The organism is Haloprofundus halobius (assembly GCF_020097835.1).
In the GTDB taxonomy this organism is placed as follows: Archaea; Halobacteriota; Halobacteria; order Halobacteriales; family Haloferacaceae; genus Haloprofundus; species Haloprofundus halobius.
Genome location: NZ_CP083666.1, coordinates 2,154,104 through 2,179,227 on the forward strand (window position 1 = coordinate 2,154,104; position 25,124 = coordinate 2,179,227).

Genomic DNA, 25,124 nt, shown 5'->3' on the forward strand with positions numbered 1-25,124 from the left:
CAATAGTGAGGGAAAGACGATGAGTGACATCCCACCAGAGACGTCGGCCCGACGCGAATCCATCGATCCACCCGTCACTTCGGCCACTTCCAAACCATCAGACTCCACGTCACGGCGTGAGTCGATTAGCGGCTACGGGCTAACGCTCACCCTCGTCGGTGCCGTTCTGCTCGCACTAGCGTACTACGGTGTCATTGCAGTAGAGGCAACACGTGACCTCGGACGGGCGCTCCCGGAGCCGTTTTACTTCCTCGTACTTGCCTTCCTCTTCGTGCTCGAACTGCTCGCGCGTCGTGAACTGAGCGCACTCACGCTCGCACGAGCAATTGCCTTTACTGCGGTGTATGGGACACTATTCGTCTTTTCAGTCGAGGGCGGTGCGTACCTCTGGGACAATCCGGGAGTGGCACTCGGAGATTTCGCCGGAGTCACGGTGCTTGCTGTGGCCCTTGTCGTCTCTGCGCTCATATACGTTGGATACTTGACTCTCGTCAAATATTGGCGGTAACAAACGCTTCGTGGTCTGTTTCGTCTGTTCGAGTAACAAGATAAGACCGAATCCCTCGTGTCTACAGTATCACGTATACCATCTCCATTGGGAGGTCTTTTGGATCTGTTTTGGGCTCACTAGGAAGTGTTCGGGGTGGGCCGGTAAACGAGCTTGCTGTGAGTGCAAGCACAAATGCATCCAACAGATCGTCATTAGAAGCATCAGTCTTGATAGCAAGACCTGCATTCCGCAAGTGCGTTAATACGTCCTCATCTACTTGTTCGAGAACTTCAACACGGCGCAAAAAAGCCATGAGTGGTTGACTTGTCTTCGAGTGCTTCATTGTCTCCTCGTCGTTCAACGCCTAGAAACAGACCTCAGAGTGGATTTTCTGGTGATTCCCTGCGCTTCTTCGGAGTTCGTGAGGAAAGGGGTCCAACTCCCCGATCTTATCCAAAATCACCCACGTTTGCGTGTCGAGACTCCCATCAGTCAACTCCTCTTGCTTTGCCTTCGCTGACTCGTAGTTATCGCAATACACCACGTCTCGAATGGGTGTTGGAAAGACACTCAAATGCCGAACTAGGCTCAGTTTTTCACGGCCTTTCGAATCGCAGTACTGTTTCTCGTCGGACTTCTCCTGAAGGTCAATGGGGACATCGATGAGAATTATATCAGCATCCCGGTGGTCTTCCCAGAGGTTCTCAACGAAATTCGACACCGACGTGCGTCAGGCCGTTGACGCACTCATGAGGCGAGAAACGAACGGTGAAAAAGAACCCTACGAGGAGTTTATTGCCCGCGCTGCACAGAATCCATTAGCACAATAGGTGAAGATCGCTGATATTGAGGGCAACATGGATCTGACTCGGCTAGATGCTGTGAGTGATGATATCCTCGAGAAACAGGCGAAATATCATCAAGCGTGGGTACAATTATCAGAGTAGCACTATCAAGCAATATGTGGGGACTTGCCGTAGGTCAAATCGTGAGCACAAGGGAAAATCAAACGAGCGGATTAGAATGTCGCGAACCAATATTAGAATTGAGATGACTGAACCACCCAACGTGAACACCAAATTCGCCTCGGATGAAGGGCGTATAATCACTCGTCATCAGGTAGGCATGTCTGTCTGGAAAGAAGGGGCAACAGTTGAACAAACAGATAGTGGACACTTAGTCAACGGTGTCGAGTACCGTCAAATCGCGGGTAACGAGGACGCTTTAGTGTGACTACGAAATGATAAGAGACGATTCCGGACTCAATGAAGCGCTTGAAGAAGTCTCATTCCCCACTCCCCGTGCCGATTGTATAGCCGCTGTTCTCGCAGTCCGAGAGTACATATGCACCACCAACGGTGCTACAAAGGAAGATATCGTCAATAGCCTCGTGCCCGAAGACAACTATCCAATCGGGCACAATGCTGCCGCTGCGCGATGTAAACTCGGCGGTTACGATGAGTTCCGAGAGTGGTGGTGGCAACACATAGTAAAACCAGGGTTACTAGCCATACCAGACATTCAAGAACCAACACGCGGTGCAAGTACGTGGCGTCCACTAAAGAGATAACTCGTGCCCATTGGTCAATCTGACTATTGTCTGTGTTACCGACGACTGATATGCATCTTGCATCTGGAGTTTGGTGAGAATTCATTCACGTTGGACGATTACGTCATCAAGCCGGATTACCACGACCCAGATTTAGCCGTCATACTTGGGGTCACAGAAGAGGATGGTGATGAGGAAAACATCCGTATCGCATTTGTTGATCATCTCAAAGAACATCTCGGAGAGGATCCATATCTCCTGCCAGCGACGCTCACAGACTACTGTAACGAGAAGGATATCAAGTCATACACGTACGAATACGCGGACTTGAGTTTCGAGCATCAATACTGAGCCGACAAGTCGCTGATTTCGCCAAATTAAGAAATCTGGATTTCGGAAATCACGATTTCCATTTCTAGAACGTGCCCTCTCTTTCAGCTAACTGCTCCTGCCTTCGCGTGGATAAACTATGGTTGTTTGAACTACGTAGTCTAGACTACGATAGTTTAGACTACGCTAACCGTGAGCTTCACGTGCAGGTTCGTAGAAATGGAGAATATGCCGACGTTCGTGAACCACCTCGAGGTCAAGTGGTTCGAGGTACGGAGCGTCTCGTCATCACGGAAATCGGTGACCTCTCTATCAGAGTGTTTGAAGCGGCCGTAGATAGATTGGCCGCTTATTCTGAGGCGTGAGCCACAAGTCGGTCGCTATCCAACTTGTCGAGTAGTGATTCGGGTCTGCGACGACCATGGTTATTTCGCTGAGGAGGACTGCCCCGTCTGCGGTAATGAAGGAAAGCCCGTACTCAACGAAAAGCGACGACGTCAACTCTCGAAGTTCATCAGCGGTGCGTTACGTCACTTCCCCAACGACGTCGGTCTATCCATCGATTCACAGGGATGGACGAGTTACGATTCCCTCATCGATACTGTCACAGGCAAGTACGCGTGGGCTGAGTCCGGGCACGTAGAGGCAGTCGTTGCAACCGACGAAAAGGGGCGATTTGAGCGTCGAAATGATCGGATTCGTGCCGCCTACGGGCATTCAATCGATGTCGATCTCGAAGCGACCGAGTCGACAGTACCAGATCGACTGTATCACGGAACCGACCCAGAGGTGCTTGATTCGATTTTCGAGGAGGGATTGCGACCGATGTCACGGCAGTACGTACATCTCTCAGAAACGGTTGAGGAGGCGCGTGCTGTCGGGCAGAGACACGCTGACAATCCAGTTGTGCTCGCTGTCGACGCCAACGCGATGAAACGAGATGGATATCAAATCGACCGGCGAGGTGAGGGAACGTATACTGTTGAGCGTGTTCCGTCCAAATATGTCGATGACCGTGTTCGATCCGAATGACTCTCCAGCACCCTAATATGTCTGTGGTGGTCGTTCAAAAATTTCGAAAATTTCCTTCGCCCGATTCTCCTTGTTTCAGGCGTTCGCAGTCACTTCCTCGAGAACACCATCGTCCTCCAACGCCGTAATCGCACGGGACGCCATCGAAAACTCGACGTCGAACAGCTTTGTGACGGTCTTCGTCGTGAGGGACGGCTGCTCGAAGAGCTTGCAGGCGAGTTGGATCTTCGTGTACGCGACACCGCCGTGTTCGTCCTCGTACCGCCGTCGAAGCTCGTCTAGTGGAAGTATGCGGATAACGGATTCTTCGGCTTGCTTGGCGATTCTTCGATGAAAAACGAGAGCCACGCCTCCCAGTTACCGTCTGTCCGCACAGCGGTCATACGATCGACGTAGGCAGGCAAGCGTCTCGTAGAATTGCCCATCGAGTTCGGTTTCGTCTCTACAGATGGCTGGATACCAATTGTTCGACTCGATTCGTAGCTGTCTTCGAGTTCCTGAGCGGAGCGGGTCTCCTATCAGGGCCCAAACCCCGCGATGTCGGCACCGACCGTCGCTAACGCATCAGCGGGATTCGGGTCGTTGTCAGCGAGATGCGTGTACCGGTGTTCCGGGACGCTAGACAGAGCCGCTTCGACGGCCTCGCTGTACGTCTCGACGCCCGGTTCCGTTGGGTCGTTTCCCTCCCAGACATCTCGGATGACCGTCATCGAGTCGATACGCACTTCCAAACTGTGCGGCTCATAGCGAGTCAACAGTTCGGAGAGCCCGAGCCGGAGGGCGACGTACTCGGCGGTGTTGTTCCCCGCGTGGGAACCTACCGGTCGGCCGAGATTAGCGAGTTGTTCCTCCGAAGCGTCCATGATGACAGCGCCCGCACCAGCGGGACCTGGGTTGCCGCGTGAACTCCCATCGACGTAGAGAACGAAGGAATCGCCGTTTGGCTCGAGGAGAGGTGGTCGAGTGAGTTCCGATGCCAGCAGGTCTTCGAGCGCGTCTCGTAGCTCTGCCCGGGTCGTCGTGGGGTCGAACAGGCCGCCGAAACCGGGGACAGCGTCATCGATCACATCGACAGCGACTGTCATCTCGTAGCCGACCTCCGCGAGTACCTCGTCGACGAGGATGGCGAGAGGCGAAAGGTGTTCGACTGGAAGAGATTCGTCGGTCATCTCGCTGTCTCCGTTTGGCCTCGGTACCGAGAGTCAACGTCCCCGCCTGTAGGTGACCTCATCGTCTGGTCGGACCGCTGCATAGTGGTACTTCGGCGGTCGAGCGGAATAATCTCTTCAGGTGCTCGCGCTCCTATGACACAGGGTCGCAACTCAGACCGTCCAGAACGCTCGTTGTCGGTCTTCAATTTCGGAGAGGACTGTCGAGAGGACGTCCCGCCAATCTTCCGGGTATGATGTATCTTCTCCGGGCGTCGGTGCGTTCGGTCCAGGGTGGATGTGGTCGCGCGCGTTGTGACTCGACGGATGGTGGTCCCAGCGATAGTCGAATGTTCCATCGTGGTGGGTCTCATGATAGTGGATAGAGAAATCTCCGTTCGAATACCAGATTATCTCGAGGCGGGCGGTCTCGACGCTATTTGGGTAGAAGTTCGAATCGTATATACAGACGAGTCGGTCAGGGGCGAACGCCGGGCGGAGAGTAGTTCGGGTGAATCGACCATCGGTTGCAAGTCGTTCGTCGATGGTTTCGAGTCGGTCAAAATCGACCGGCGCTCCGCTTTCATCCGTATTCTCCCCGCCTGTCATGCCGTGCTGCGTTCAACTGAGCCGTCAGAGCCGGACAACGCCTGTTCGAGAAGCGTGATACGGCGCTGCGTTGTCTTCCACATTGAGATGTCATCCCAGACAGCCTCGAGGGAACGATCGGACTCAGCTGCAAACTGCGAAAGAGAGACCTCCTCTGGAGACTCGACGCCGAATTCAGCCGCGTACGATTGTTCGCGCTCTGTCTCGTCTTCGAGGAATCCGAGCAATTCGTTACTCGTATACTGATTGCGAAGTGTCTGGACACGTCGCCACCGGAGGAATTCGTCGTTGCGTTCGTACGTCGCTGGTGACGTCGTGACTCGTGTGGCGATTCCCATTCGCTCGAACCACTTCAGATATTCACGCGCCGCGTCGACTCCATGACCAGCGAGGTCAGCGACTTCGTCGACAGGTGTAGGGCGATTAAGTGCAAGGACTGCATCGAAGAAATCGTCGCGTGTGCGTTCGCCGCGGACGACATCCTCAGGTGACGTCAAGGCATCGAAGTCCGGTTTCTCACCACGCTCGTGGGGGGTAGCCTTCAGGTCGTCGCGTGGTTCCTCCATAGAAGCATGCAGAGGTTGAAACGGAATAAGTCTTTTCTCTATGGTATTATCCCGTTTGAAGGTGGCCGAGTAAACTACTCTGCCCTACTCGCTTCGCTCGTTGAGGAAAGCAAGCACCCGATGCGACGGAGGTGCAATGGGGAGATGAACCTGCGAATGTCGAGCCCTTGTATGTCTTGTTCAGCCGGTCGGGATACACCGACGATCTCAGACACGCAGCTGATATCCGAAGCAATGTCTGTCTCTATCTCTATCCCCGAAGAGATCCTTACGAGTGCATAGGAGTAACTCGACGAGATCGAGATGTCCCGCCTAGACTTGTACTGAAGATATCATATCCCCACTCCCTGCAGGTCCTCGTATCGCTCTCGAAGCGTCACAGGAGACGTCCCAGCTGCCTCTGCAATCTCTGCCTGCGTGACTGCCTCACCGAATTCGTCGACGGCCATGGAGATACACGCTGCTGCAATGCCTGAAGGCGCTCGCCCGTTCGCTACTCCCTCATCCCAGGCGATATCTGCAAGTTCGAGTGCCTGCCGTTCGGCCAGTCGTGAGACATCACACACAGACGCAATCCGCGGCACGAGTTGCTTCGGTCGCTGTACCACTGTCGCTAACCCCAACTCGGCGTTGAGCACTTTGTAGTCGTTCTTCACGCGCCCGCGTCGACACGCAGCCACCTGTGCAACTTCATCGAGCGTCCGAGTCACATTCGTACATCGACACGCTGCGTACAGACTTGCCGCTGTCATCGACTCAATTGATCGTCCGACGAGGAGGTTCTCTTTTTGAGCCGTTCTGAATATTTGTGAGGCGAACTCGGTCACGCTTTCGTCAACTCCGAGCGCACTGCTCATCCGCTTGATCTCACCAAACCCATGTGCGAGGTTTCGCTCCTGTTTTGAGCCGAACCGCGCCCGGTTCTGCTGCTTTCGAAGCCGGCCGAACTCTCGTTGTCTTTTACCTGAGAGCGTCTTGCCGTATCCGTCCGTTTTGTAGCCGATTTCGGTCGACAGTCCCCGATCGTGCCGACTTACTGTCAACGGCGCCCCAGTCCGTTTTCGACTCCGCTCTTCCGATGAAAAGACACGTGGCTCAGCCGTTTTGTCAATCCAGTATTCGTTGACAATCAGCCCGCACTCGCTACACCGGTGTTCACCGCCTTCAGTTCGGAGTCTGCCGTCACATTCGGGGCAGTGTTTGGTTTGGATGGTCTGTCCGTTCGATTCGTCAAACGTTGTGGTGTAGACATTTCTCGTCGTCATCTTCGATCTCGGGACGACCACTTTCTGACCGCCCCGCACCCCTCGGGGGCGGCGATAAAATTCTCTGAGTTACCGTCTCACAGTCGTCCCTGGTCGGACGAACCAACCATCCGGCTGCTCTGTCAACAAGGGGTGAGAAAATGTATCGCTGAACATCACGGTAACCCTGTGAGAAGGACTATTCTTGTCCGTTGTGAGCTAGCCTAAGCTATCTACTTGATGCGCCAGCCAGCGCGTACGATTGCCATCGTTGGACCAGATGGAAGCGGAAAAACCACACAGGCGAAGCTCCTCGTTGAGCACCTCCAAGCGATCGGTTACGACGCTCACTACGTTCACGCGCTCTACTACCTCTCTGACACAATTCCCTGTGCAGATCGACTCCGGAGACAACTTGGCCCACGGAAGACACAAACGCACGGTCCGAGTACTTCCCGTCTATTGTACCTTCTTCGACGGGTACTGTTCGCCGTGGTTGGCTTTTGGTTTGCACTGGTCACGATAGGGGTTGTTTCCATTCGGTTTCATGACCAAGTTGTCGTCTTTGACCGGTATTATCACCAATTCTTCTACGATGTGTATGGACCGTCGGGTGTCTTCCTTTCATGCCTGCTTCCCCAACCGGGACGGGTGATTTACCTGGATGCCGACCTGGCCACCATCCAATTGCGCATGGACACGACAGACCGAGCAGTCGATACGGAGTACTACGCGACCGTCATTGAGTTCTACGACGAGTGTTCAACTGAAGGGTGGCTCTCCTTCTGTGCAAAACTCCCGAGAGAATCCCTTCACGACCGAATTTTCGAGGCGATTTCTTATGGTCTCGATTGATGGAGAGTACTGCACAAAAGTCGACTGCCAAGCGAACCCTGTCCACACGGCCGGGTTGATGGCGACATCGGCGACGAGATCACGTATCTGATCGGCGATATCGATCTTCTGCTTTATCGGCGGCGGTTCTGAGGATCATTGTGTGTTCGGATGGTGGGGACGTATCCGGTACACCTTCGTGGACAGCACTAACCCACCGGCTACGTTAGTGTATCTCCTTTTATACTTGGTATACGAATGTGCCAGGTGGAGACTCTCTCGTGAAAATCAGGAGCCGATAGTATACTTGGGTCCTTCCGCGTGGGTACCCCTGTAAGTTTGTCACCACCCTACCGCCAGCTCACTTCCTCACAATCGTCCCTGGTCGAACAAACCGGCCATCCGGTCGTGGCGTCTTTGCTGCGCGAATTTCCATGTCGACGCGACGAATGTGCTTACACCCATTCACAGGATCTCGTTTCTCGTAGTCAGGACAGCTACAACTCCGTGCGGCGATATCGACGACGTACGTATTCCCGCTCTCGCTGTGGACGACGTACTGCGGTCCACACGTTCCGAAACGGACGTCGATAGCTTCGGTTATCGCCCGGCGAGTTCGCGGGTCGTCGATCGAATACCCACCATCAGTTACGGCATCGGTCGATGATTCGATAGTGCACGATTCGATGAAATCCTCAACGTCGTTGCGCTCTTGGCCGCATTTCTCACAGCGCCAGTAGCTCGTTCGGTACTCGCGTACCTGCGGATCTGGGAGTTCTACGTAGCTGTCTGTTGGTTCTCGGCCGGGTACCCATTCGGCGACTCGAAGGAGTTGGTGTTGCCTCCAGTTTCGAGAACGGCTGAGTTGGTTACTGGTCGGTCCTGCGTCCGCGGGTTGCTTCTGACTCGACATGGTAAATACGGAGACGACTAAGTGAACTTCGCGCCTCCAGCCCTCTGGGGCGCGAAAAACAGGCCAAGAGTAGAGGCGATACCCGTGCGAGTGCGAACTGGGTTTGTGAATTCGGTCTACTACTGCCGCTTGTCACCAGTCACAGCCTGGTCACGCAAGTTATAGAGGCGCTCATACTCGAACTCAGGATGAGTCCAATACTCATATCCACTAAGTACCTTGTCTCGATCTCGTTCCACCAATTCGTGAAGCAATTCCTTCGCTGCCCCAGTAAAAGAACACAGTTCGTTGTCATAGAGCCACTCTAGCGCGTCAGATTGCCCCCGATTTTCGGTGACACGTCCGCGCCAGAAATCATCCTCAGGGTCCCACTCTCTGTTGGCTTGATCGGGTACTCTCGCTTTGTCGAATACGACGATGTCACCGGGAGCCAACACATCCCGTTCAAGAAGTACTGAGAGAGTCGTTTTATATTCGCCACTTTGCGTCTGCTTCTCCTGTTTCTGTCGGCGTCTGGTCATGTACTCTTCGGCTTCTGTGACCGGGATAACCTGCTGTGTATTGAGTAAGATTCGGCCTTGGTGTTCGTGGGCCTCGATACGGACACACGTGATGTCGACTCCATACTCCTCGATGAGCCACATGACCGGAGAAGTGATTTCGATGCCATACTCGCCTGCAGCAAGCAGAATACGTGGCTTATCGCTCAACTCGAAATCGGCCCATCCATCCTCTGTCTTGGTTACGTACTCTCCACCGAGATTCCTATCGAGGAACTCAACGAAATCTGCACCAACATCCTCTGGAGAGTACTCCTCGTTGTCTCTCGTATTCCAAAAGGTTCGATACTCTTTTTGAACGTCCTCGGCTGTTAGTGTAGAGCAATAGCTGGCGTATTTTATCGCTTGGAGGTCGGTCGTTTTGTCTGCTTTGTCTCGCTTGAGTTCGACGACAACGAGTTTCCCGGATGTGTCAAGAGCAAGGACGTCAAGTCGGTCGGCTGTATCCTCGAAGCCTTCAAACTCAGATGTGACCACGAGAAGTTCTTCACCCAGAATGCGTGGTTCATCGATGACCCACTCCTCGAGGTCTTGCCGTTCGAGTATCCCTAGTGATGAGAACTGATGTTCAGGAAGGTGGTTGAGAGATTGAGTATCCTTGTCAACAGAAAATATCATGCACACGCATAGTATAGCTGTGTGGTCAAATAATATCTCCCACACACTATTACGATACTGTACTCAGCCGGTCGAAGAGTTACCCAGCCGTATCGCTGGTTCTATGTGAAGAGGAAAACAGGAAAAAGCACGAGAAGAGACGGAGAGCGCTACCCGAGGATGTAGTCGAGCTTCGGGTACTTCTCGATGAGCGCGACGCCGTCGATCTCGTAGCGTTCGACGAGTGCGTCGAGGCCGAGGATGCGGCCAGCACCGAACGCTGCGACCGCGAGGAACACCAACGCGTACATGAAGTCGCTGTTGATGAATCCGTGCGCAAGGTCCCAGTTCCCGAAGTAGAAGAGGACCATCATCATTGCCCCGAAGAACGCCGCCAGGCGGGTCAACAGGCCGACCATGATGCCGAGGCCGATGGCGACCTCACCCCACGGGACGGCGATGTCGACGAAGCTGACGAACCACGGCGTCTGGCTCATCCACAGGAACACGCCCGCGAGCGGGTTGCCGTTGGTCGCGGCGACGTTCGCGAGGTAGCCTTGCGAGGCGAATCCACCGAGGACCTTCGTCACTCCCGAGTAGAGAAACGCGAAGCCGATGACGAGTCGGAGTGCGAGGACGAACCACGCACTAAGGCTGTGGGCCTGTCCGCGAATAGTGTAGCCACCGATGGAGCTCTCAAAGGAATTTACAGTAGTTGTTGGAATGTTGTTTGCAGACATTGGGAGAAACCTCCTACCTCTAGTAACGTTGTATTAGATAATAAACACATATTGAATGACTGTGTCACGCAGCCAAGGCATACACACGAGCGTATTCTCCAGTAACATCCTCCCCGCCGTAAACGGCGGGGCTTCCCACACGGTGGGAATCCGGCTTGGAAGGTTTCAGTCCGAAAACACCGAGAATGGCGTCGCCCCGGTTCCGCTACAAGCTCTGATGGGGTGGAGCGATTTGGCGACTGCACAGAAATACATCCGTATCTCGGGGACAGCAACGGCTGATGCGCTGCGTCGAGTCCATCACCGGTAGGGACTTCTCAATCGTTCTTCAGTAGCAGTCTGCGAGATACAGAGGGTGTATTCAGTACGGGTGCGGGATTTCTTTCGTGGTAAACCACGCTGCATCACCTCTTAGGTCCTCATGTGAATAGAATCGGTGATTCTGTGGCTAAGAGCGTGAATCAGTATAATCTTCGCTAGAACAAATCGAAATGGCAGAATATGCCGATATCTGTCCGTAGCGGCTCAACGGTCGTCACCGCGTTTGAGTACTGGGCGGGCCTCGTGGAACCGTGACCCTCGTGTCACTGTCTCTTCGTGTCGATTAAGCTCAATCACTCCAGCAGTCTGTAATTCAAGAAGGTGGGCGTGGTGGAGTTCATAGACGAGTGTGACGTACTCCTCGCAGGAGAGGACTTCCTCATCCCGAATAATTGGTGTTGCATCGATTGTCTCTTCTGTTTCTAATGCAGTCACCACGCGCTGTTGTTGCTCTCGTAGCACAGTCAGGAAGTCCCCACGACTCGAATCCGCCCGCTCATTCATCTCCTGTCTCACCTCCGATATGGGAATTCTTGCATCCATACTTGGAGCCCGTATCCTGATACGGAATGACCTCAACATCAGGCATTAGTTTCCGGCCTATTCGAGACGTCCCACAGTTCGCACACACAATTTGATACGGAAGCATCGATACCGATTATGTGTTCTCGGTGGGGGTTGCCTCAATAATTCCGTTGCTGCTTACTGTCACGTCAAAACCCTCGTAACAGAACGAAATACTAACACAGTTCCCGAGACCGTTAGATGACTCTGTAGCCAGTTTCTCAAGAGCGTCTGTTTCAATAGTAGACTGGAGCGGGGTCAAATGCAGTGGGTCCCTGTCAAGAGCGGTCGCAACAACTCCAACGACTGCTGAACTCGCCGAGTCACGAGTACTGTCGTACGTCGCCCGGAAACATTCTGTATCCACATCGAATTCAATAACACTCATCGACGGTGTGATTTTACCAGCCAGAATCTCTTGGGGGGGTTCCATCAACATAATGGAGGCTTTCTATGGGGTTGAGGGTGGCTTTTGCTTGCGCAACATACTTTTATATGAAGTTTCCATCCTCACTCGTCGGGAGTCACCAGGGTACTCGCTACGAGACGTCGAATACCGCGTTGTAACCGTGATGAGACCGCTTTCCGGGTGATCTTGAGTTCGTCTGCGAGATCTCCTTGAGTTGCGTCTCGCGGCGAGTCAAAGTATCCACGGGAATACGCCAGTACCAACGCTTTCCGTTGGCCATCTGTTAGATTGAACTCCCGATCAGACCTGATCGACGAAATAGCGTGTAGCTCAGTAAGCTCAACCGGAATACCGTTCTCTTGACAGTACGTCTGGAAATCTGAGAGGCCCTGTTGTTCGCTTGCACGGACCTCAAACGTCCATTGCTTGTTGTTTCCAATTCCAGAAAGGAGCGTAATATCGGTGTTGACGATAGCCGTCAGAATACTCTCATAGTTGAGATTCCAATCAATACGAACAAACATCTGTTTCTCCAGTTGATCGATTACTTTGACCTGATTGATACCAAGATCAGCACTCAAATCTGTGGTGAGTTTAGCCGTGTCATCGGCAGAAATCCAGAAATAGGGGACAACCGCCTCACCCGTTGGTACAACCCGGTCTAACTCAATAGTTACATCGGTTAATTGCTCGAAAACAGCACTCAACGGGAAATCCGACTGCTCGATAGTGAATGAGGCCTCAATAGCCATACCTGATTACTAGCGATTCAGCCTTTTGGGTTAGTCGCTACTGATCCTCGGGGTACTTCCACCGTTTAGTAAACCAATGTCCTGTACTTACCGACCACCGTCCTTCGCAGATCAACTCTCACCTCATGCTGCATTCGCGCTGTGTATTACAGCAGCCGGTGAGCGAATTCCTCAACAACTGTCAGTATTGGATTGCAAGATATAGAGGGTGTAGTCAGCAAACGGTCGTCGTTTGTTCCACCTAATTAGCGACGAAACGGCCGTTCAGTAGGTATGCGGACCTCCTATCCAAAGCCCTATCTCTTCATCTCTCCTACTTGCGACAGGATGGGAGAGAATGACAAGCAACGAGGACGAGTCGGATGATTCAGCGTCCGAGTCGACGGATTCAATGAAGGACACTCCTCTCGAAGAGATACCACTCTCGGTGGATGCGATGCTGGATATCCTGGCAAACAGTCCCCGTCGTCACTTGCTGGAGTACCTGCGAGACCAGCCGGAGGGGACCGCCACGGTCGAGGAAGCCACCAAAGTCTTTCTCACGCAGCTTGCCAGAGAGAGTGGCCAACAGCCGAACCACGACGACGCGCAGGTCGACCTACATCATCATCACCTCCCGAAGTTAGCGGACGCCGGCGTCATAGAGTACGACGTCCGCACACAGACGATTCGTTACCGACCCCACGATCGGCTCGAAGAACTACACGACCTCATTCAGGACTTCCTGGAGGAGTAAGCCACCCCTTGTGGCGTTGTAGGCATCCTCTGGATCTACCGATTCGATAGCTCGGATCAGAACACGAGGTTGTGCGGGATATGCGCTCTGTATTCACCACGGCCTAAGAATAATCATCAGTAAATGACGAGTTCCAACAGGGCCTTCTCAGTATATGACGTGACTGTCATAATATCACTAAGACATTAGTGAAACTTTTCGGTGATGCCTCCGAGTCAGTAGTATGACCGGTCAACGGGCATTCCTTGCTCTCGTCGTTGCACTACTCGTCATTGTATCAGGATGTGCAGGGGGTGGGGTGACAGATTCGTCACTAGAATCAGAAACCACGTCGCCAACAACCGCTGCTTCGACCCACACGGCGACCGAATCAACATCCACCGCAAACGGTACCGTAGATGTCCATTATATCAACGTGGGGCAGTCAGCGAGCACACTCATCGTCACGCCACAGAATGAGACAATACTCATCGATACGGGTGACTGGCGTAATGACGGAGAGTACGTCCTCGAGTATTTGAAGCAACAGAACATCACCCGAATCGATCACCTCGTCACATCACACGCAGACGCTGATCATATTGGTGGGCACGCGGCCGTTATCGAGTACTACGAAACACAAGCTAATGGTGTTGGTGCCGTCTACGATCCTGGACTCTCGTCGAGTTCACAAACGTACGAAGAGTACCTTGATGCAGTAGAGACATACGACGTCCCGCTCTACCAGGTTGCCTCGGACGACACACTCCCCGTTGCAGGCGTAAACGTCTCTGTTCTTGCCCCACCAGAGGAACCTCTCGCAGGTGGGCAACGAAACGAGAACAGTATCGCGCTGATGGTGACACATGGTGAGCAACGATTCCTCTTTACTGGTGACGCTGAATCTGAAGGTGAGGAGTATCTCGTCGAGAAATACGGCTCCAAGCTCAACGCGACTGTTTTCCAGGCAGGTCATCACGGAAGCCGGTCAAGCAGTAGTGATGCTTTGCTTGAAGCGAGTTCGCCACAGGTCGCCGTTATCTCTAGTGCCTACGACTCTCAGTACGGGCATCCACATAACGAGACACTCACTCGATTCGCCGACCGTTCGATCCCGGCCTACTGGACGGCAGTTCACGGCAATGTAGTCATTTCGAGTGATGGTGAGAACCTCACCGTCTCAACGCAACGGAACGCGACAACGGACCCAACCGAACTGCGCTCCGCAGATCCAATCGAACCGGGAAGCGATGATCCGGTTGCAGAGCGTACCACGTTAACTGGCGGGATCAGCGACCCAGAGCCAATTGGCACCGATGGCGGAACAGAGACGTCGACGCCAACTGAGACTCCTGACGAGTCGACCGATGCAGCACTCGCACTCGTAGACGTTCATGCGGACGCTGAAGGGAATGACAACGAGAACCTCAATGACGAATATCTCGTCTTCGAAAATACGGGCGACGACTCGCTCGATATGTCCGGTTGGACCATCGAAGACGAAGCGGGACACACGTATACCGTTCCCTCAGGCTTCACTCTTGAGCCTGATGCGCAAGTAACACTCTATACGGGGAGTGGGACGGATTCAGACACAGAGCTCTACTGGGGATCCAGTAGCGCAATCTGGAACAACGGCGGTGATACGGTGATCGTTACTGACGATACCGGGACTGGGGTACTGGAGGAGAGCTACGAATGACCGAAAAGACATACACACTCGTACTTGACCGATTCGAAGAGGACGACGCGGTCCTGTTGGTCGAAGAAGACGGCGACCTCGTCGACGAAATCGTCCTCCCCAAAGCGATGCTTCCGGTCGACGGACAACATCAGGATGCACTCTTCTCGGTTCAGCATACAAGTGAGACAGTAACGGAACTGCAGTACGATTCGGAGCAAACACAGGAGCGCAAAGAGAGTGCGCAAGGACGATTCGATCGACTTTCGCAGCGTCTTCCAAGCGAAGACATGGACGAAACCTAACTTCGATACCTCTCCTTTCACTCGGTAGTGGCTGTCTTGAGTCGGCTGATAAGTTCCTTTGCTGTATTACTGATTCGCTGCAACCGGTCACCGACTGCTTCGGGGTCGTCGCCTTCCCACGCAGTCAGGTACAACGCAGAGCCACTCATGTCGAGACCGAAGTGCCGACCGACAATGTAGGCCGTTCCCTCTGCTTCGACCTCCCGCTTCGCTCGCTCTGCTTCGTCAAGCGCTGACTGGTGAAGGATCGCATGCGCAAGTTCGTGAATCAGCGTCCCGACGACTGCTGCGTCGTCCGGTTTCTGCTTGACCTCGATTACTGTGACGACCATACTGTCTCAATGCGTTGCTCTATCGCCGTGAGCACCGTGGAGTATACTTCGAGTGGATGCAGCGACGGGAGTTCGAGGTCAGTAATTTCGTCCGCAGACGGTGGCTTGTGGAAGTGCAACCGGGTGTTGTGCGTGTTCGGGTGGCGATCCCAGCGGCACTCCCAGTGTTCCCCGCTCTCGTGTTCTTCGACATAGTGGACCGAGAAATCACCAGTCGTGAACCACCGAATGTCGAGTCGGGCCGCTGTCACCGAATCTGGGTATCGTCCAGCGTCAAGCAGTCCACGAAGCAGTCGGGGTTCGTACGTATCCGGGTCGAACGCAGTCTCGGCGACGAGTAAATCCGACGACAGGTGCCGCTCCAGCAGGCGCAGCGTCTGTCGATCCGGTGGGCCTGTCGAGTGTGGGGCCGGATCCTCCGGTGGCTGACTCATCTACGCTGGAATCAGATGCCCGTCGTTCTGGGAGAGCTGGCGAGCAAGTTCGTACAGCCTGATGTCGCGAATCACGCCCTGCCACTCGCTGACTGCGGTCATCCGCTCGTGAATGGTTTCGTGACTATCGTGATCAAACACGTTGACGGCTGTTGGGTCTGACGTTTCGAATTGGGCTTCGTATTCCGTTCGCTGGGCTTCAAGCGCCTCCACGCGGTCGATGATTGCTTCGACAGAGAGCTCGGTTGCGATTCGACTGGCGTCCTGCCATTCGAGATACCCCTCGTTTCGTTTGTATGTTGCCGGGCGGCTGTCTCTATCGGCTCGGGCGATGCCCATCTCCGCCAAACGGTCGAGATGCTTTTTCGCGGCGTTTGGAGAGCAGTCCGCAAGCTCAGCGATTTCGGTGTACGCAGTCGGAGAGGTGACCCCGAGGACGACGTCGTAGACACGACCAAACGTGTCTGTTCCCATCTGCCACCGTCGCTGAGCATCGCTGGACGCGGGGGCCGGATCGAACTCGGTCATACCAATCTGTAGGCGGCTGATCTCAATATATCTTTGGATAACTCATATATGTGTGAGTGTTCTGGGGTTGGGTCCCTAGAAGGGCAGATTCGGTCTTATTGACCTCCTCCCGCGCCTAAAGACGCGGGTATGCGCTCGATTCTGTATCACGCAGCATTGCGACTGCCTTTCCGACCTGCCGGACGTGCTCACTCCGCTCCAGATCTAACTCCTCCCGCGAGAGACCACAGATGCAGCATCATATTTGTACGTCATCGAACCATTCGTTCACGTAAGCACCATGAATTTCAAGAAGACCATTCGAGATCTCGAACGTCGGTACAACTTCGAGAACGGAGAGTACTGCCGATCGGTCGGTCGGTCGAACGCACACCTCCAAGACTAGAAGCATGAGTGTCTCTCATGTTTGATTCAATACAGTCAAGAAGTTTACTTGTAACTCGGGTTGGTCAATCGACGTATGCCCTCTTGAGGCCAGAGACTCAGAAGCGTCCAGTAAACCGTTGATAAACGGTCGTTTTGACTCCATATGCGAGGTAGCCAGCCAACCCGAGTGCTAACAGACTCAATGCAAGCGGGAGAATGAACGAGGTTGAAAATCCAAACAGCGGTACTCCGACTACGCTTAGTACGGCCATGCTGAGGGCCGCCAGTAAATTATGCTGAGGACCGCCAGTAAGTTGAGTGCGAGAAGTGACAAAATCAGGAGTACGATGAATTCTACAGATCGGTCAGCGCTACGCTCGGTGTCAGAGAGTGCGTAACCTGCGATCGTGCAAAGACACACGGCAATAACGATTCCTGGTGCACCACTGACGCTGAAATTGGTTTCTGTCGCAGCAAGGTATCCGCCGTAGGCGATCAATCCAATGAAGCCGAGCAGCAACCCGACAAATGCGCCTGTAACTGCGCCCAGAAGTCGACTTCGATGCTCTTGATACCACTCTGTGTCGGCTCGATACGCCAGCAAGAATGCACCAAGAAATACAGAGACCGCTGTGAGGGTTGGAAGGACGAAATAGATTCAGACGAACCCTTGTGGGGTTGAAGCCCCTCAGCGCGCCCGACGGGCCGACGGTCACGCTTGATTCAGACGAACCCTTGTGGGGTTGAAGCATCGTAACTCGGCGATTCGCCACCGAGATTATCGGCATAATTCGGACGAACCTTTGTGAGATTGAAGCGCCATGGGGGTCGAGAACGGCGAGATACCCAACGAGCGTCACAAACGAACGTCCAATCGAAATCAAGTAAGTGATCGGCTTTTTCTACATATAGGCGAGTGCCTCAGGGCTTGACCCCGAGGCACTTCACGTTTGCCGTCGCGAGACCTCTTCGTGAGAAAACATAGTGTCAATATCTTCGAGCGTGAATAGTGACCACGTTTCGGGAAGATCTTCTTCGAGACCGTCTACGAAGCCACGCTTCGAAAACAGCGCGAATTGCTCTTCCCGATCACTTGGTCCCCACCGGACGTTCCCCGCTTTCGCGCGTAAATTCTCAACAAGCGCGTCTCCGACAGGTTCTGACGTCCACTTACATTCAGCAAGCAGTATCCGGTCGTCGTTCGGCGCAAGCCCAACAATATCGATTTCGTCTTCTTTGTACCACCATCGCCCAACTTCTGAATACGGCTCGAACTCACCGCGTCGAATCGATTCCCAGACGGCTTCCTGACACACGTCTTCGAACGTGGTTGCGACGTGAGTTGGGAGATCAGGTGCAATCGTTCCGTCATAGACGACAGCAGGCGCCTCCTCAATGCTCGAACGATTCGGCTCAACGTACCGAAACCAGAATCGGAGGAACTCGTCGGCAATCCCATACCGTGATCGCTTTGACTTCTTGCCCGACGCAGTTACAGGGACTTCCCGCTCGATGAGCCGCAGCCGCCGAAGCGTCTGCAAATATTTTGAGAGTGGGCCCGGGTTTATGCCAGTCGTCCCTGAAATCTCGTTTGGTGTTGTATGCCCGAGTGCGATTGCTTCGAGGATACTCATATACCGGGCTGGACTGCGAAGCTCGGTTCGAAGCAGGAACTCTGGTTCGTTGTACAACACCGCTGTCGGCGACAATATCTGCGATCGGACGTTTTCTCGGAGTGACTGCTCGTAGTCAAAGAGCGTGAGGTACATCGGTGTCCCACCGGTAATCGCGTATGAACGAACTGCATCCACGGCATCGTAGGCGATGACCTCTCGTGCCTGTTTGAATGAGAAGGGCTGTACATCAAGTTGTGCGGTACGGCGGCCGTATAACGGACTTTCGTGGCCGAGCACTTCTGACTCCATCGTGCTTACGCTCGAGCCACAGAGGACCAGCATCGAGTCTGTCTCTTGGAGGTGCTCGTCGACGAATCCTTGCAAGTATGATGGAATCGAGTCATTCTCTGCAACGAGATACGGGAATTCGTCGATGACGACTACCAGGTCGTCGGCGTGGAGCTTTTCTGCAAGGTATTCGAAGGCGTCGTCCCAACCGTCAATTCGTGGAACGCGTTCGTCGAAGTAGCTCGCGACTTGCTCAACGAACTTTTCACGTTGCCGATTCTCGGCTTCCTGTGCGGCAAGAAAGTAGATGTGTGGCCGTTCAACACAGAATTCTTTGAGTAGTTCTGTCTTGCCGACGCGGCGTCGTCCGTAGACAACAACAAAATCAGAGTTTGGAGATTCAAACGCTGACGTGAGTGCGTTGAGTTCCTCAACCCGGTCGAAAAAGGTCATACTCTAAATAATCATAACTACGGTAATGACTTAGAGGTTGCGGCTTCAGAGTAGTACCTGAACGCAAGTGTCACTCCAGCTCTCAGCCAGTAACGAGGTTGTGGCTGCCGGCTGACCGGAGGGAAGCCGGGAGCGGTGGGTGGGGAGGTGGGGTTTGGGCCGGTCTGGCAAAGAAAAAGAAAGAACTGCCTTCCTCAGCCTACTCCCACCACCGGTCACGCTCAGGGAACAACACCGTACTCCAGCCGGTCACCGCCAACGAAACACGCCCATTGTACCAATTCCGCGCTGCACCATGAATCCGAACCCGCTCGCCCTCGCTCATCCACGGCTGATTTGAACGCTCCCAGACGGTCACTTTCGTCTTCCCACTCTCATCACAGATCAGTCCCACCTGCGCAATCTTTGGAGAACTCGGCTCCCACAACGTCTCGACACGTCCTTCGATGCTCACCTCTCTTCGATTCACGTCCTCAAGCTTCCCAATCGGAACCACGTGCCCAGGTGCCGTCTGCAACTCCTCGAACACCCCGACGACTGCGCTCATCATATCTTTCCCATCGACCACGACTTCGGCCAACCGCCGACTGACCGCCGCCTGCGACCACCCATCCAACTTCTCTGCTAATCGCATCGCTTGAGTGTTCACCGCCGCCAACTGCTCTTGGGAAATCTCGACACGAGGGTCCGGACGATCCGGGTCGAACACCGGATTCACGCTCGCCGCACGCCGCTGGAACTCCACACGCCGTGCTGCGCTCTGTTGTGCAACGACCTCTCGCGTCCGCTTCTCACGACCGTCCTGCGTTCCGAACGTCGCTCGGGCACTAATACGCTCCAACTCAGTTTCCCGCGCTCTGATGCGCTCTTCTTGTTCGAGGGTTACACCGTAGATTCGTTCCTCGCTGGTGTCGACCATCCCGTTTGGGTGGTTCGCATCGACTTTCGCCTGAATCTCCATCTGTACCGTTGGCTGGAACTCCGGCGTCTCATCGACGACCTCGAATCCGTCCTCGTCGACCGTCTGTCCGTCCGACTGTTCGAATGCCTGTTCATCGACCGAAACTACATTACTGGTTACGTGCTTACTCGACATTGGAATTCTCCAAGATTCCGAAGGCGCTCACTCGGCGTCTTCTTCCGACACCACGACTCTCCAGCCGTGGCTGTCCACACAAACCAACCATTCATCGCGCGCTCTCGCTCGCGCCTTCACGAGCGCCCGCTGGGCGCGAGTGAGAGCGCGCCATAGCCAGGACACAGAACCAGCACCGCGCGCCGTCTCACCGAGTGAAGCGAGGTGAGTCTCGGGGCGTGAACGAAGTGAGCGACCCGGCGTGCACCTGGAGCGAGCGGCCAGCAGAGTGAGGGTGAGCGTGTTCTGAGCACCGTCAGGAGCGCAAGAACTGCCGCCCTCACCCGCTGGCGTACCGGGAAGGTACGAGTGACGCGTACGTCTCGTGAGTAACACGAACGAGACGTCGGTGAGCTCTGCTCACCAGAAGGCGGCACGCGGCGAGCGGGGCGAGCCGTAGAGCAACACCAGTAAAGCCAGCAGTACTGGCTTTGACACAGATGGTTCTGCGAATAGAGATCAGATGTGAGTAAATCAGAACACGAATCGACGATGCGAGTGTTGAGTTGTTTACGGAAGAAAGAGAGGGGTCATTTCGAGTGTTCACGCTATTCCTCGATTGTAGAGTCACTCGTCTTCGCTGGCAGTAGAAACGCTAAGCTCCTCACCTACCTATATCACATATGACTGCGAGGACCAGAAACATCCAGTTCTTGGCCGCGTCGGCCCACCGTGTTGGCATTCTCGAAGCATTACACGACGGACCGACTGACCGTCGAGAGCTGTGTGAAGCTACTGGTGCTTCCTCACCGACTGTCGGACGGGTACTCGCCGACTTCGACGAACGTAAATGGCTCGTCAGGGACGGCCCCACATACGGACTGACCCCCCTCGGCGAGTACGTCGCCGACCAGTTTCTGACGTTCCGGGACGCGATGGAAATCGAAGAGAAACTCCGCGATGTCTGGCAGTGGCTGCCGGTCGAAATGCCGGGATTCTCCGTCGACCTCTTCGCCGACGCGGTGGTCTCCTATCCTGGGCCAGGGTACCCCTACACGCCCGTCGAGCGTCTCGGCCAACTCATTGAGTCGAGTTCGTCGTTGCGCGGGTTCGACAACATCGTCTACAAGTCAAGCAACCTTGAGACGGCCTGTGGCGCGGTCCTCAAGGGAATGACGTTCGAGTACGTGTTCACGCCCGAGGCCCTAGAAGGAATGTTCGCCTGGAATCCGGACCGGATTACGGAAGTCGCCGCCTGCGAGAACGCGACCGTCCTCGTCCACGACAGCCTCCCCGACGACAATCGCTGCGGTCTCGGCATCGTAGACGACCGGGCTGGCATCTGCTGCCACGACGCCGAAACTGGGGCACTCGTGGCGGTCATCGACACCGACGCCCCGAAGGCCCGAAAGTGGGCCATCTCGGTCTTCGAACAGGTTCGTGCGGAGGCAACCCCGATAGACCCCGCCGCTCTCGAATCCCGTACGCCTTCATAACGCCTCTGACGACGACCACCGCCATCAGAGACTGGCAGACCACTCAAACGATGGCCTCACACAGAGAAGGTACCCAGTCTAACCCGCGATTTCAGGGCGTGAAATCCTGCACGCGGCATCATCACGTCCCTTCGACGCGTACGCTTACCGAGGAACGAACCCATATGACCGAACGACACGATACCATCGTCATCGGTGGCGGCCAGGCCGGACTGGTGACAGGGTATTACCTGCAGCAGCACGACGAAGAATTCGTCATCCTCGACGCGAGCGACCGCATCGGCGACGCTTGGCGGGCCCGCTGGGATTCCCTTCAGGTATTCACACCAGCCCGCTACTCAAGCCTGCCAGGGATGGACTATCCGGGCTCACCCTACGCCTTCCCCACGAAGGACGAGGTGGCCAACTACCTGGAGAGCTACGCCCAGCGGTTCGATCTGCCTATCGAACTCGGCGTCCGTGTCGACAGCTTAGAACGGAGCGGCGATAGCTTCCTCGTAAGCGCCGGTGAGCGCCGGTTCGAGGCGGACAACGTCATCGTGGCGATGGCGAGCTACCAAGTCCCGAAGATTCCTCGTTTCGCCTCAGAGCTCTCCGACGACATTCTCCAACTGCACACGAGTGACTACCGCAATCCCGACCAGCTCCAAGACGGGGACGTGCTCGTCATCGGGGCGGGCAACTCTGGTGCCGAGATCGCCCTCGACATCGTCAACTCGAAGCGCCAAATGCAAGCGAAACACGGAGCGTCTCGCCCTGTCGCCGACGAACACAAGACGTTGTTGTCGGGTCGGGACGTTGGCAACGTACCGTTCCACATCGACTCGTGGTTCGGCCGTCACCTGGGAGGCCCGTTCGTACTGCGCGTGCTCTTTCACAGAATCTTCACGACGGGGACACCCATCGGACGCCGGAAGCGCCCGAAGATGCTGTCCCAGGGCATCCAACTGGTTCGCGTCAAACCAAGTGACCTAACGGCAGCCGGCGTTAAGCGAGTGCCTCGCACGACCGGCGTCCACGATGGTCGCCCGATCGTTGGAGACGACGTCCTGGATGTCAAGAACGTCATCTGGTGCACCGGCTTCCGCCCTGACTTTTCGTGGATTGACCTCCCGATCTTCGCCGAAAAGGAACAACCAAAGGAACCCATCCATGTGCGCGGTGTCGTCCCCGACGAGCCGGGCCTGTATTTCGTCGGCCTATTCTTCCTGTACGCCGCGACTTCGGGGCTATTCACCGGTGTCGGCAGAGATGCGGAGTATGTCGTCGACCACTTGACCTCGAGAGCGCGACAGCAGCATCCGAGTCCGAGTTCCACCGGATCGGTGGACAGATTCCCACAGCAATCGTAGGGAGTTCGGCGGTAGCTTGTTTTCAGTTTCGAACCGATTCTGAGCAGACGGGTAGGCTCGGTGTATTCACGCGAAACGCTTTCCGGAAGGTGGGACGCGTCGAGTGGGGTTGCCGAGAACGTCAACAGAGGAAAGCTATGAGAGAGCCAACAATCGATTCACGCCCACACAAGCGCCGCGTTGTGCTGCGTCAAATGCTCCGAACTGAGTCCTACCTCAGAGATGGGTAATTGCTCCCCCGCGCGGTCCAGAATCGTCTGCTTCAGGAGGTCACTCTCAGTCTCGAAAGTAGGATTTACGAGCAGTCGGTAGTCGGCGTCGATTGTGAAGAGTTCGCGGTCGAACGCGGCATGATGCGTCTTACTGAGCGCCAAGACGTTCGAAAGATCCGCCCGATACGCTGGGTAGTCACTCCAAGAGAGAACGTGTGCGACGTCGAGCAGTCCAGGGTGGTCTACACCTGAGACTGGGCACTGTTGGTCATAACGTGCAAGCGCCGTTGCACGAAACTCCGGGTCGACCGCCCGCGCATAGGTTACGGTCTCGTACGTGCTGGCCGTCATCGCGTCACTCTGCTCTGTCGTGGATGGTGACGCCCACGTTTCGACAGCATCCTCAACGAACTCACGGCCCTGTGTAGTGAGCTCGTACAGATCGCCTTCCTTTTCGACGAGATCCATACTCCGAAGCCAGTTAGCTCGTTGGTGGGCCATATCCGTTTCACCGCGACTCCACCCCAGTTCCGGGTGGGTATCGAGCTGCTGGTCGCTGATTTCTTCGATGGTCATTGGAGCGACCGCGAGTGCGTAGAGAAGACTTCTGAGGCCGACGTTGTGATCACACAGAATCTGGAGTAGTGTCGCTGTGTCGTAGTTCTGCGTGTACTTTCGTCCGGAAGACCCGAGTGCCCATCCGTCATCTTCCTGCTGTAGAAATCCCATCTGCCAGAGATATCTGATACGCCGCATGATCGACGTTCGGCTAGAGACGTTCGAGAAGGTCCCACGATGCCAGCCAACAAGCTCGTCCGTCGTTGGCTGATACGAGTCTACGAATTCGAGAATCGCATTCAACGTTTCAACGTACCGAGTCGCTCCACCGAACATCGGGACGATACTTCGGAAACGGTCTGTCATTGCGTTGTCTGTTGAGTGGCTACCGTATGATCGTTTACTTTGTAGTCGTCAGAGGGGCACACTCAGCGCAAACATCCATCTGCCATAAGAGGACAGAATTCGCTGCTAGTCTCAACGGCGAATTCGACGATAATGGTCGTTGAGACACCGAAAGTCGACACGGAATTGCAGTAACGGTTTCAGTACCAGTTCTCTGTGCAGCGTCAGTACGGATCTCGGTGTAAGACGAATGAGCACCCGAAATGACCCCTCTGTGAGTCTCCACAACTTCGTCAAATACGAACTCACTCTTCGAGGTATGTCTCTAACGGAAGTCGGTCCAGACCGATGGTATCGTAGTCTTTCTCGCTGGAGAGTACTGCCCCGTCTCTCGTCGTAGCGATTCCTGCGTGGAGTGCATCGAACGGAGTCATCTGATACTCATCCAGAAACGCTGCTGCAGCGAGAATTGCGTCCTCGTGTTTGCTTGGTTGAATCGGAACTAACTCCAGAAGGTTGGCGATAGCTCGTGGTGCATCGATCTCATAGGCTGCCTGTTCACGGTCGTAGAAAAGGACCAGTATCTCTGCATACGCCAAAATCGAGGTGTGAATGTCGTCGCGGTCTTCGAGCGCGCGGAGCGAAGATTCACGAAGCCAGTCTTCATCCTTGACTAAGGCTGTCAGAAAATCGGTCTCTACGTACACAAT

26 protein-coding genes and 1 pseudogene are annotated in these 25,124 nt (G+C 54.7%); 9 read left to right on the top strand and 18 right to left on the bottom strand.

The genetic code is table 11. The features are described 5' to 3' along the window. Positions 1 to 19 precede the first annotated feature (19 nt). Positions 20 to 508, top strand: a complete 489-nt coding sequence (locus tag LAQ74_RS11295; RefSeq protein ID WP_224332648.1) for a hypothetical protein — start codon at positions 20 to 22, stop codon at positions 506 to 508. A 61-nt stretch (positions 509 to 569) separates the two neighbouring features. Here the strand turns inward: LAQ74_RS11295 and LAQ74_RS11300 are convergent. Beyond that, positions 570 to 1,211, bottom strand: a pseudogene (locus LAQ74_RS11300) (DUF429 domain-containing protein). A gap of 939 nt (positions 1,212 to 2,150) precedes the next feature. Here LAQ74_RS11300 and LAQ74_RS11305 point away from each other — a divergent pair. Together LAQ74_RS11305 and LAQ74_RS11310 are read left to right on the top strand one after the other, a co-directional pair. Further along, positions 2,151 to 2,390: a DUF7961 domain-containing protein gene (locus tag LAQ74_RS11305; RefSeq protein WP_224332649.1), complete on the top strand. Its 240-nt coding sequence runs from the start codon at positions 2,151 to 2,153 to the stop codon at positions 2,388 to 2,390. Positions 2,391 to 2,768: 378 nt separating this feature from the next. Then, positions 2,769 to 3,401 carry an RNA 2'-phosphotransferase gene (locus tag LAQ74_RS11310; protein WP_224332650.1) on the top strand — a complete coding sequence of 211 codons (633 nt, stop codon included), beginning with the start codon at positions 2,769 to 2,771 and terminating at the stop codon, positions 3,399 to 3,401. Between the two features lie 75 nt (positions 3,402 to 3,476). Here LAQ74_RS11310 and LAQ74_RS11315 read toward each other — a convergent pair whose 3' ends face one another. From LAQ74_RS11315 to LAQ74_RS11330, 5 genes are all read right to left on the bottom strand, one after another. After that, positions 3,477 to 3,749 (bottom strand): hypothetical protein, encoded by a 273-nt coding sequence (locus LAQ74_RS11315; RefSeq protein WP_224332651.1) that lies wholly within the window; start codon positions 3,747 to 3,749, stop codon positions 3,477 to 3,479. Positions 3,750 to 3,919: 170 nt separating this feature from the next. After that, complete coding sequence (locus tag LAQ74_RS11320) at positions 3,920 to 4,570, bottom strand: ribonuclease HI family protein (protein ID WP_224332652.1); 651 nt, start codon at positions 4,568 to 4,570, stop codon at positions 3,920 to 3,922. A 153-nt stretch (positions 4,571 to 4,723) separates the two neighbouring features. Next, positions 4,724 to 5,158, bottom strand: coding sequence for a toxin-antitoxin system TumE family protein (locus LAQ74_RS20625; RefSeq protein ID WP_425498484.1), 435 nt, complete (start codon positions 5,156 to 5,158; stop codon positions 4,724 to 4,726). Continuing rightward, the gene (locus LAQ74_RS11325) at positions 5,155 to 5,724 is read right to left on the bottom strand and encodes a DUF7342 family protein (RefSeq protein ID WP_224332653.1); all 570 of its coding nucleotides are present in this window, start codon (positions 5,722 to 5,724) and stop codon (positions 5,155 to 5,157) included. The genes LAQ74_RS20625 and LAQ74_RS11325 overlap by 4 nt, the downstream gene beginning before the upstream one ends. A gap of 332 nt (positions 5,725 to 6,056) precedes the next feature. After that, positions 6,057 to 6,989, bottom strand: a complete 933-nt coding sequence (locus LAQ74_RS11330) for a transcription initiation factor IIB (protein WP_224332654.1) — start codon at positions 6,987 to 6,989, stop codon at positions 6,057 to 6,059. A gap of 219 nt (positions 6,990 to 7,208) precedes the next feature. On the opposite strand from LAQ74_RS11330, the gene LAQ74_RS20630 reads away from it, so the two are divergent. Next, a complete protein-coding gene (locus tag LAQ74_RS20630; protein ID WP_224332655.1) occupies positions 7,209 to 7,823 on the top strand; it encodes a hypothetical protein in 615 nt (204 codons plus the stop codon). 1,011 nt (positions 7,824 to 8,834) lie between these two features. Here the strand turns inward: LAQ74_RS20630 and LAQ74_RS11340 are convergent. From LAQ74_RS11340 to LAQ74_RS11360, 5 genes are all read right to left on the bottom strand, one after another. Next, the gene (locus tag LAQ74_RS11340) at positions 8,835 to 9,893 is read right to left on the bottom strand and encodes a PDDEXK family nuclease (protein ID WP_224332656.1); all 1,059 of its coding nucleotides are present in this window, start codon (positions 9,891 to 9,893) and stop codon (positions 8,835 to 8,837) included. A 149-nt stretch (positions 9,894 to 10,042) separates the two neighbouring features. Beyond that, the gene (locus tag LAQ74_RS11345) at positions 10,043 to 10,612 is read right to left on the bottom strand and encodes a DoxX family protein (protein WP_224332657.1); all 570 of its coding nucleotides are present in this window, start codon (positions 10,610 to 10,612) and stop codon (positions 10,043 to 10,045) included. Positions 10,613 to 11,137: 525 nt separating this feature from the next. Continuing rightward, positions 11,138 to 11,476, bottom strand: coding sequence for a hypothetical protein (locus tag LAQ74_RS11350; protein ID WP_224332658.1), 339 nt, complete (start codon positions 11,474 to 11,476; stop codon positions 11,138 to 11,140). Between the two features lie 115 nt (positions 11,477 to 11,591). Next, on the bottom strand, positions 11,592 to 11,936 hold the full coding sequence (locus tag LAQ74_RS20635; RefSeq protein WP_425498485.1) for a HalOD1 output domain-containing protein: 345 nt from the start codon (positions 11,934 to 11,936) through the stop codon (positions 11,592 to 11,594). A 71-nt stretch (positions 11,937 to 12,007) separates the two neighbouring features. Then, positions 12,008 to 12,658, bottom strand: a complete 651-nt coding sequence (locus tag LAQ74_RS11360; protein ID WP_224332659.1) for a helix-turn-helix domain-containing protein — start codon at positions 12,656 to 12,658, stop codon at positions 12,008 to 12,010. 337 nt (positions 12,659 to 12,995) lie between these two features. Here LAQ74_RS11360 and LAQ74_RS11365 point away from each other — a divergent pair, with 337 nt between their 5' ends. From LAQ74_RS11365 to LAQ74_RS11375, 3 genes are all read left to right on the top strand, one after another. Then, positions 12,996 to 13,394: a DUF7344 domain-containing protein gene (locus LAQ74_RS11365; RefSeq protein ID WP_224332660.1), complete on the top strand. Its 399-nt coding sequence runs from the start codon at positions 12,996 to 12,998 to the stop codon at positions 13,392 to 13,394. 223 nt (positions 13,395 to 13,617) lie between these two features. Further along, positions 13,618 to 15,075 (top strand): lamin tail domain-containing protein, encoded by a 1,458-nt coding sequence (locus LAQ74_RS11370; RefSeq protein ID WP_224332661.1) that lies wholly within the window; start codon positions 13,618 to 13,620, stop codon positions 15,073 to 15,075. After that, on the top strand, positions 15,072 to 15,359 hold the full coding sequence (locus tag LAQ74_RS11375; RefSeq protein WP_224332662.1) for a DUF3006 domain-containing protein: 288 nt from the start codon (positions 15,072 to 15,074) through the stop codon (positions 15,357 to 15,359). The genes LAQ74_RS11370 and LAQ74_RS11375 overlap by 4 nt, the downstream gene beginning before the upstream one ends. Positions 15,360 to 15,376: 17 nt before the next feature. On the opposite strand, the gene LAQ74_RS20375 is transcribed toward LAQ74_RS11375, so the two are convergent. The 5 genes from LAQ74_RS20375 to LAQ74_RS11400 form a co-directional block, all read right to left on the bottom strand. After that, on the bottom strand, positions 15,377 to 15,691 hold the full coding sequence (locus tag LAQ74_RS20375; RefSeq protein ID WP_255647676.1) for a zincin-like metallopeptidase domain-containing protein: 315 nt from the start codon (positions 15,689 to 15,691) through the stop codon (positions 15,377 to 15,379). After that, a complete protein-coding gene (locus LAQ74_RS11385) occupies positions 15,676 to 16,125 on the bottom strand; it encodes a toxin-antitoxin system TumE family protein (protein ID WP_224332664.1) in 450 nt (149 codons plus the stop codon). Before LAQ74_RS11385 ends, LAQ74_RS20375 begins: the two co-directional genes overlap by 16 nt. Next, positions 16,126 to 16,653: a DUF7342 family protein gene (locus LAQ74_RS11390; RefSeq protein ID WP_224332665.1), complete on the bottom strand. Its 528-nt coding sequence runs from the start codon at positions 16,651 to 16,653 to the stop codon at positions 16,126 to 16,128. It abuts the gene before it with no gap. A 1,310-nt stretch (positions 16,654 to 17,963) separates the two neighbouring features. Then, a complete protein-coding gene (locus LAQ74_RS11395) occupies positions 17,964 to 19,376 on the bottom strand; it encodes an ATP-binding protein (RefSeq protein ID WP_224332666.1) in 1,413 nt (470 codons plus the stop codon). A 199-nt stretch (positions 19,377 to 19,575) separates the two neighbouring features. Next, positions 19,576 to 20,472, bottom strand: a complete 897-nt coding sequence (locus LAQ74_RS11400; protein ID WP_224332667.1) for a DNA-binding protein — start codon at positions 20,470 to 20,472, stop codon at positions 19,576 to 19,578. Positions 20,473 to 21,134: 662 nt separating this feature from the next. Here LAQ74_RS11400 and LAQ74_RS11405 point away from each other — a divergent pair. Together LAQ74_RS11405 and LAQ74_RS11410 are read left to right on the top strand one after the other, a co-directional pair. Further along, a complete protein-coding gene (locus LAQ74_RS11405; protein WP_224332668.1) occupies positions 21,135 to 21,947 on the top strand; it encodes a helix-turn-helix transcriptional regulator in 813 nt (270 codons plus the stop codon). A gap of 164 nt (positions 21,948 to 22,111) precedes the next feature. After that, positions 22,112 to 23,299 carry a flavin-containing monooxygenase gene (locus LAQ74_RS11410; protein WP_224332669.1) on the top strand — a complete coding sequence of 396 codons (1,188 nt, stop codon included), beginning with the start codon at positions 22,112 to 22,114 and terminating at the stop codon, positions 23,297 to 23,299. Between the two features lie 158 nt (positions 23,300 to 23,457). On the opposite strand, the gene LAQ74_RS11415 is transcribed toward LAQ74_RS11410, so the two are convergent. Both LAQ74_RS11415 and LAQ74_RS11420 read right to left on the bottom strand, forming a co-directional pair. Then, positions 23,458 to 24,435, bottom strand: coding sequence for an HNH endonuclease signature motif containing protein (locus tag LAQ74_RS11415; RefSeq protein ID WP_224332670.1), 978 nt, complete (start codon positions 24,433 to 24,435; stop codon positions 23,458 to 23,460). Between the two features lie 284 nt (positions 24,436 to 24,719). Then, a complete protein-coding gene (locus tag LAQ74_RS11420; protein ID WP_224332671.1) occupies positions 24,720 to 25,121 on the bottom strand; it encodes a PIN domain-containing protein in 402 nt (133 codons plus the stop codon). Positions 25,122 to 25,124 lie beyond the last annotated feature (3 nt).

What these genes read in the sequence shown, in the direction of transcription:
- LAQ74_RS11340 (WP_224332656.1), bottom strand. Translation starts at nt 9,893, where the DNA reads ATGATATTTTCTGTTGACAAGGATACTCAATCTCTCAACCACCTTCCT.
- LAQ74_RS11415 (WP_224332670.1), bottom strand. Translation starts at nt 24,435, where the DNA reads ATGACAGACCGTTTCCGAAGTATCGTCCCGATGTTCGGTGGAGCGACT.
- LAQ74_RS11330 (WP_224332654.1), bottom strand. Translation starts at nt 6,989, where the DNA reads ATGACGACGAGAAATGTCTACACCACAACGTTTGACGAATCGAACGGA.
- LAQ74_RS20375 (WP_255647676.1), bottom strand. Translation starts at nt 15,691, where the DNA reads ATGGTCGTCACAGTAATCGAGGTCAAGCAGAAACCGGACGACGCAGCA.
- LAQ74_RS11320 (WP_224332652.1), bottom strand. Translation starts at nt 4,570, where the DNA reads ATGACCGACGAATCTCTTCCAGTCGAACACCTTTCGCCTCTCGCCATC.
- LAQ74_RS11375 (WP_224332662.1), top strand. Translation starts at nt 15,072, where the DNA reads ATGACCGAAAAGACATACACACTCGTACTTGACCGATTCGAAGAGGAC.
- LAQ74_RS11325 (WP_224332653.1), bottom strand. Translation starts at nt 5,724, where the DNA reads ATGGAGGAACCACGCGACGACCTGAAGGCTACCCCCCACGAGCGTGGT.
- LAQ74_RS11295 (WP_224332648.1), top strand. Translation starts at nt 20, where the DNA reads ATGAGTGACATCCCACCAGAGACGTCGGCCCGACGCGAATCCATCGAT.
- LAQ74_RS11385 (WP_224332664.1), bottom strand. Translation starts at nt 16,125, where the DNA reads ATGAGTCAGCCACCGGAGGATCCGGCCCCACACTCGACAGGCCCACCG.
- LAQ74_RS20625 (WP_425498484.1), bottom strand. Translation starts at nt 5,158, where the DNA reads ATGACAGGCGGGGAGAATACGGATGAAAGCGGAGCGCCGGTCGATTTT.
- LAQ74_RS11345 (WP_224332657.1), bottom strand. Translation starts at nt 10,612, where the DNA reads ATGTCTGCAAACAACATTCCAACAACTACTGTAAATTCCTTTGAGAGC.
- LAQ74_RS11410 (WP_224332669.1), top strand. Translation starts at nt 22,112, where the DNA reads ATGACCGAACGACACGATACCATCGTCATCGGTGGCGGCCAGGCCGGA.
- LAQ74_RS11365 (WP_224332660.1), top strand. Translation starts at nt 12,996, where the DNA reads ATGACAAGCAACGAGGACGAGTCGGATGATTCAGCGTCCGAGTCGACG.
- LAQ74_RS20635 (WP_425498485.1), bottom strand. Translation starts at nt 11,936, where the DNA reads ATGTTGATGGAACCCCCCCAAGAGATTCTGGCTGGTAAAATCACACCG.
- LAQ74_RS11390 (WP_224332665.1), bottom strand. Translation starts at nt 16,653, where the DNA reads ATGACCGAGTTCGATCCGGCCCCCGCGTCCAGCGATGCTCAGCGACGG.
- LAQ74_RS20630 (WP_224332655.1), top strand. Translation starts at nt 7,209, where the DNA reads ATGCGCCAGCCAGCGCGTACGATTGCCATCGTTGGACCAGATGGAAGC.
- LAQ74_RS11360 (WP_224332659.1), bottom strand. Translation starts at nt 12,658, where the DNA reads ATGGCTATTGAGGCCTCATTCACTATCGAGCAGTCGGATTTCCCGTTG.
- LAQ74_RS11350 (WP_224332658.1), bottom strand. Translation starts at nt 11,476, where the DNA reads ATGGATGCAAGAATTCCCATATCGGAGGTGAGACAGGAGATGAATGAG.
- LAQ74_RS11395 (WP_224332666.1), bottom strand. Translation starts at nt 19,376, where the DNA reads ATGACCTTTTTCGACCGGGTTGAGGAACTCAACGCACTCACGTCAGCG.
- LAQ74_RS11405 (WP_224332668.1), top strand. Translation starts at nt 21,135, where the DNA reads ATGACTGCGAGGACCAGAAACATCCAGTTCTTGGCCGCGTCGGCCCAC.
- LAQ74_RS11370 (WP_224332661.1), top strand. Translation starts at nt 13,618, where the DNA reads ATGACCGGTCAACGGGCATTCCTTGCTCTCGTCGTTGCACTACTCGTC.
- LAQ74_RS11400 (WP_224332667.1), bottom strand. Translation starts at nt 20,472, where the DNA reads ATGTCGAGTAAGCACGTAACCAGTAATGTAGTTTCGGTCGATGAACAG.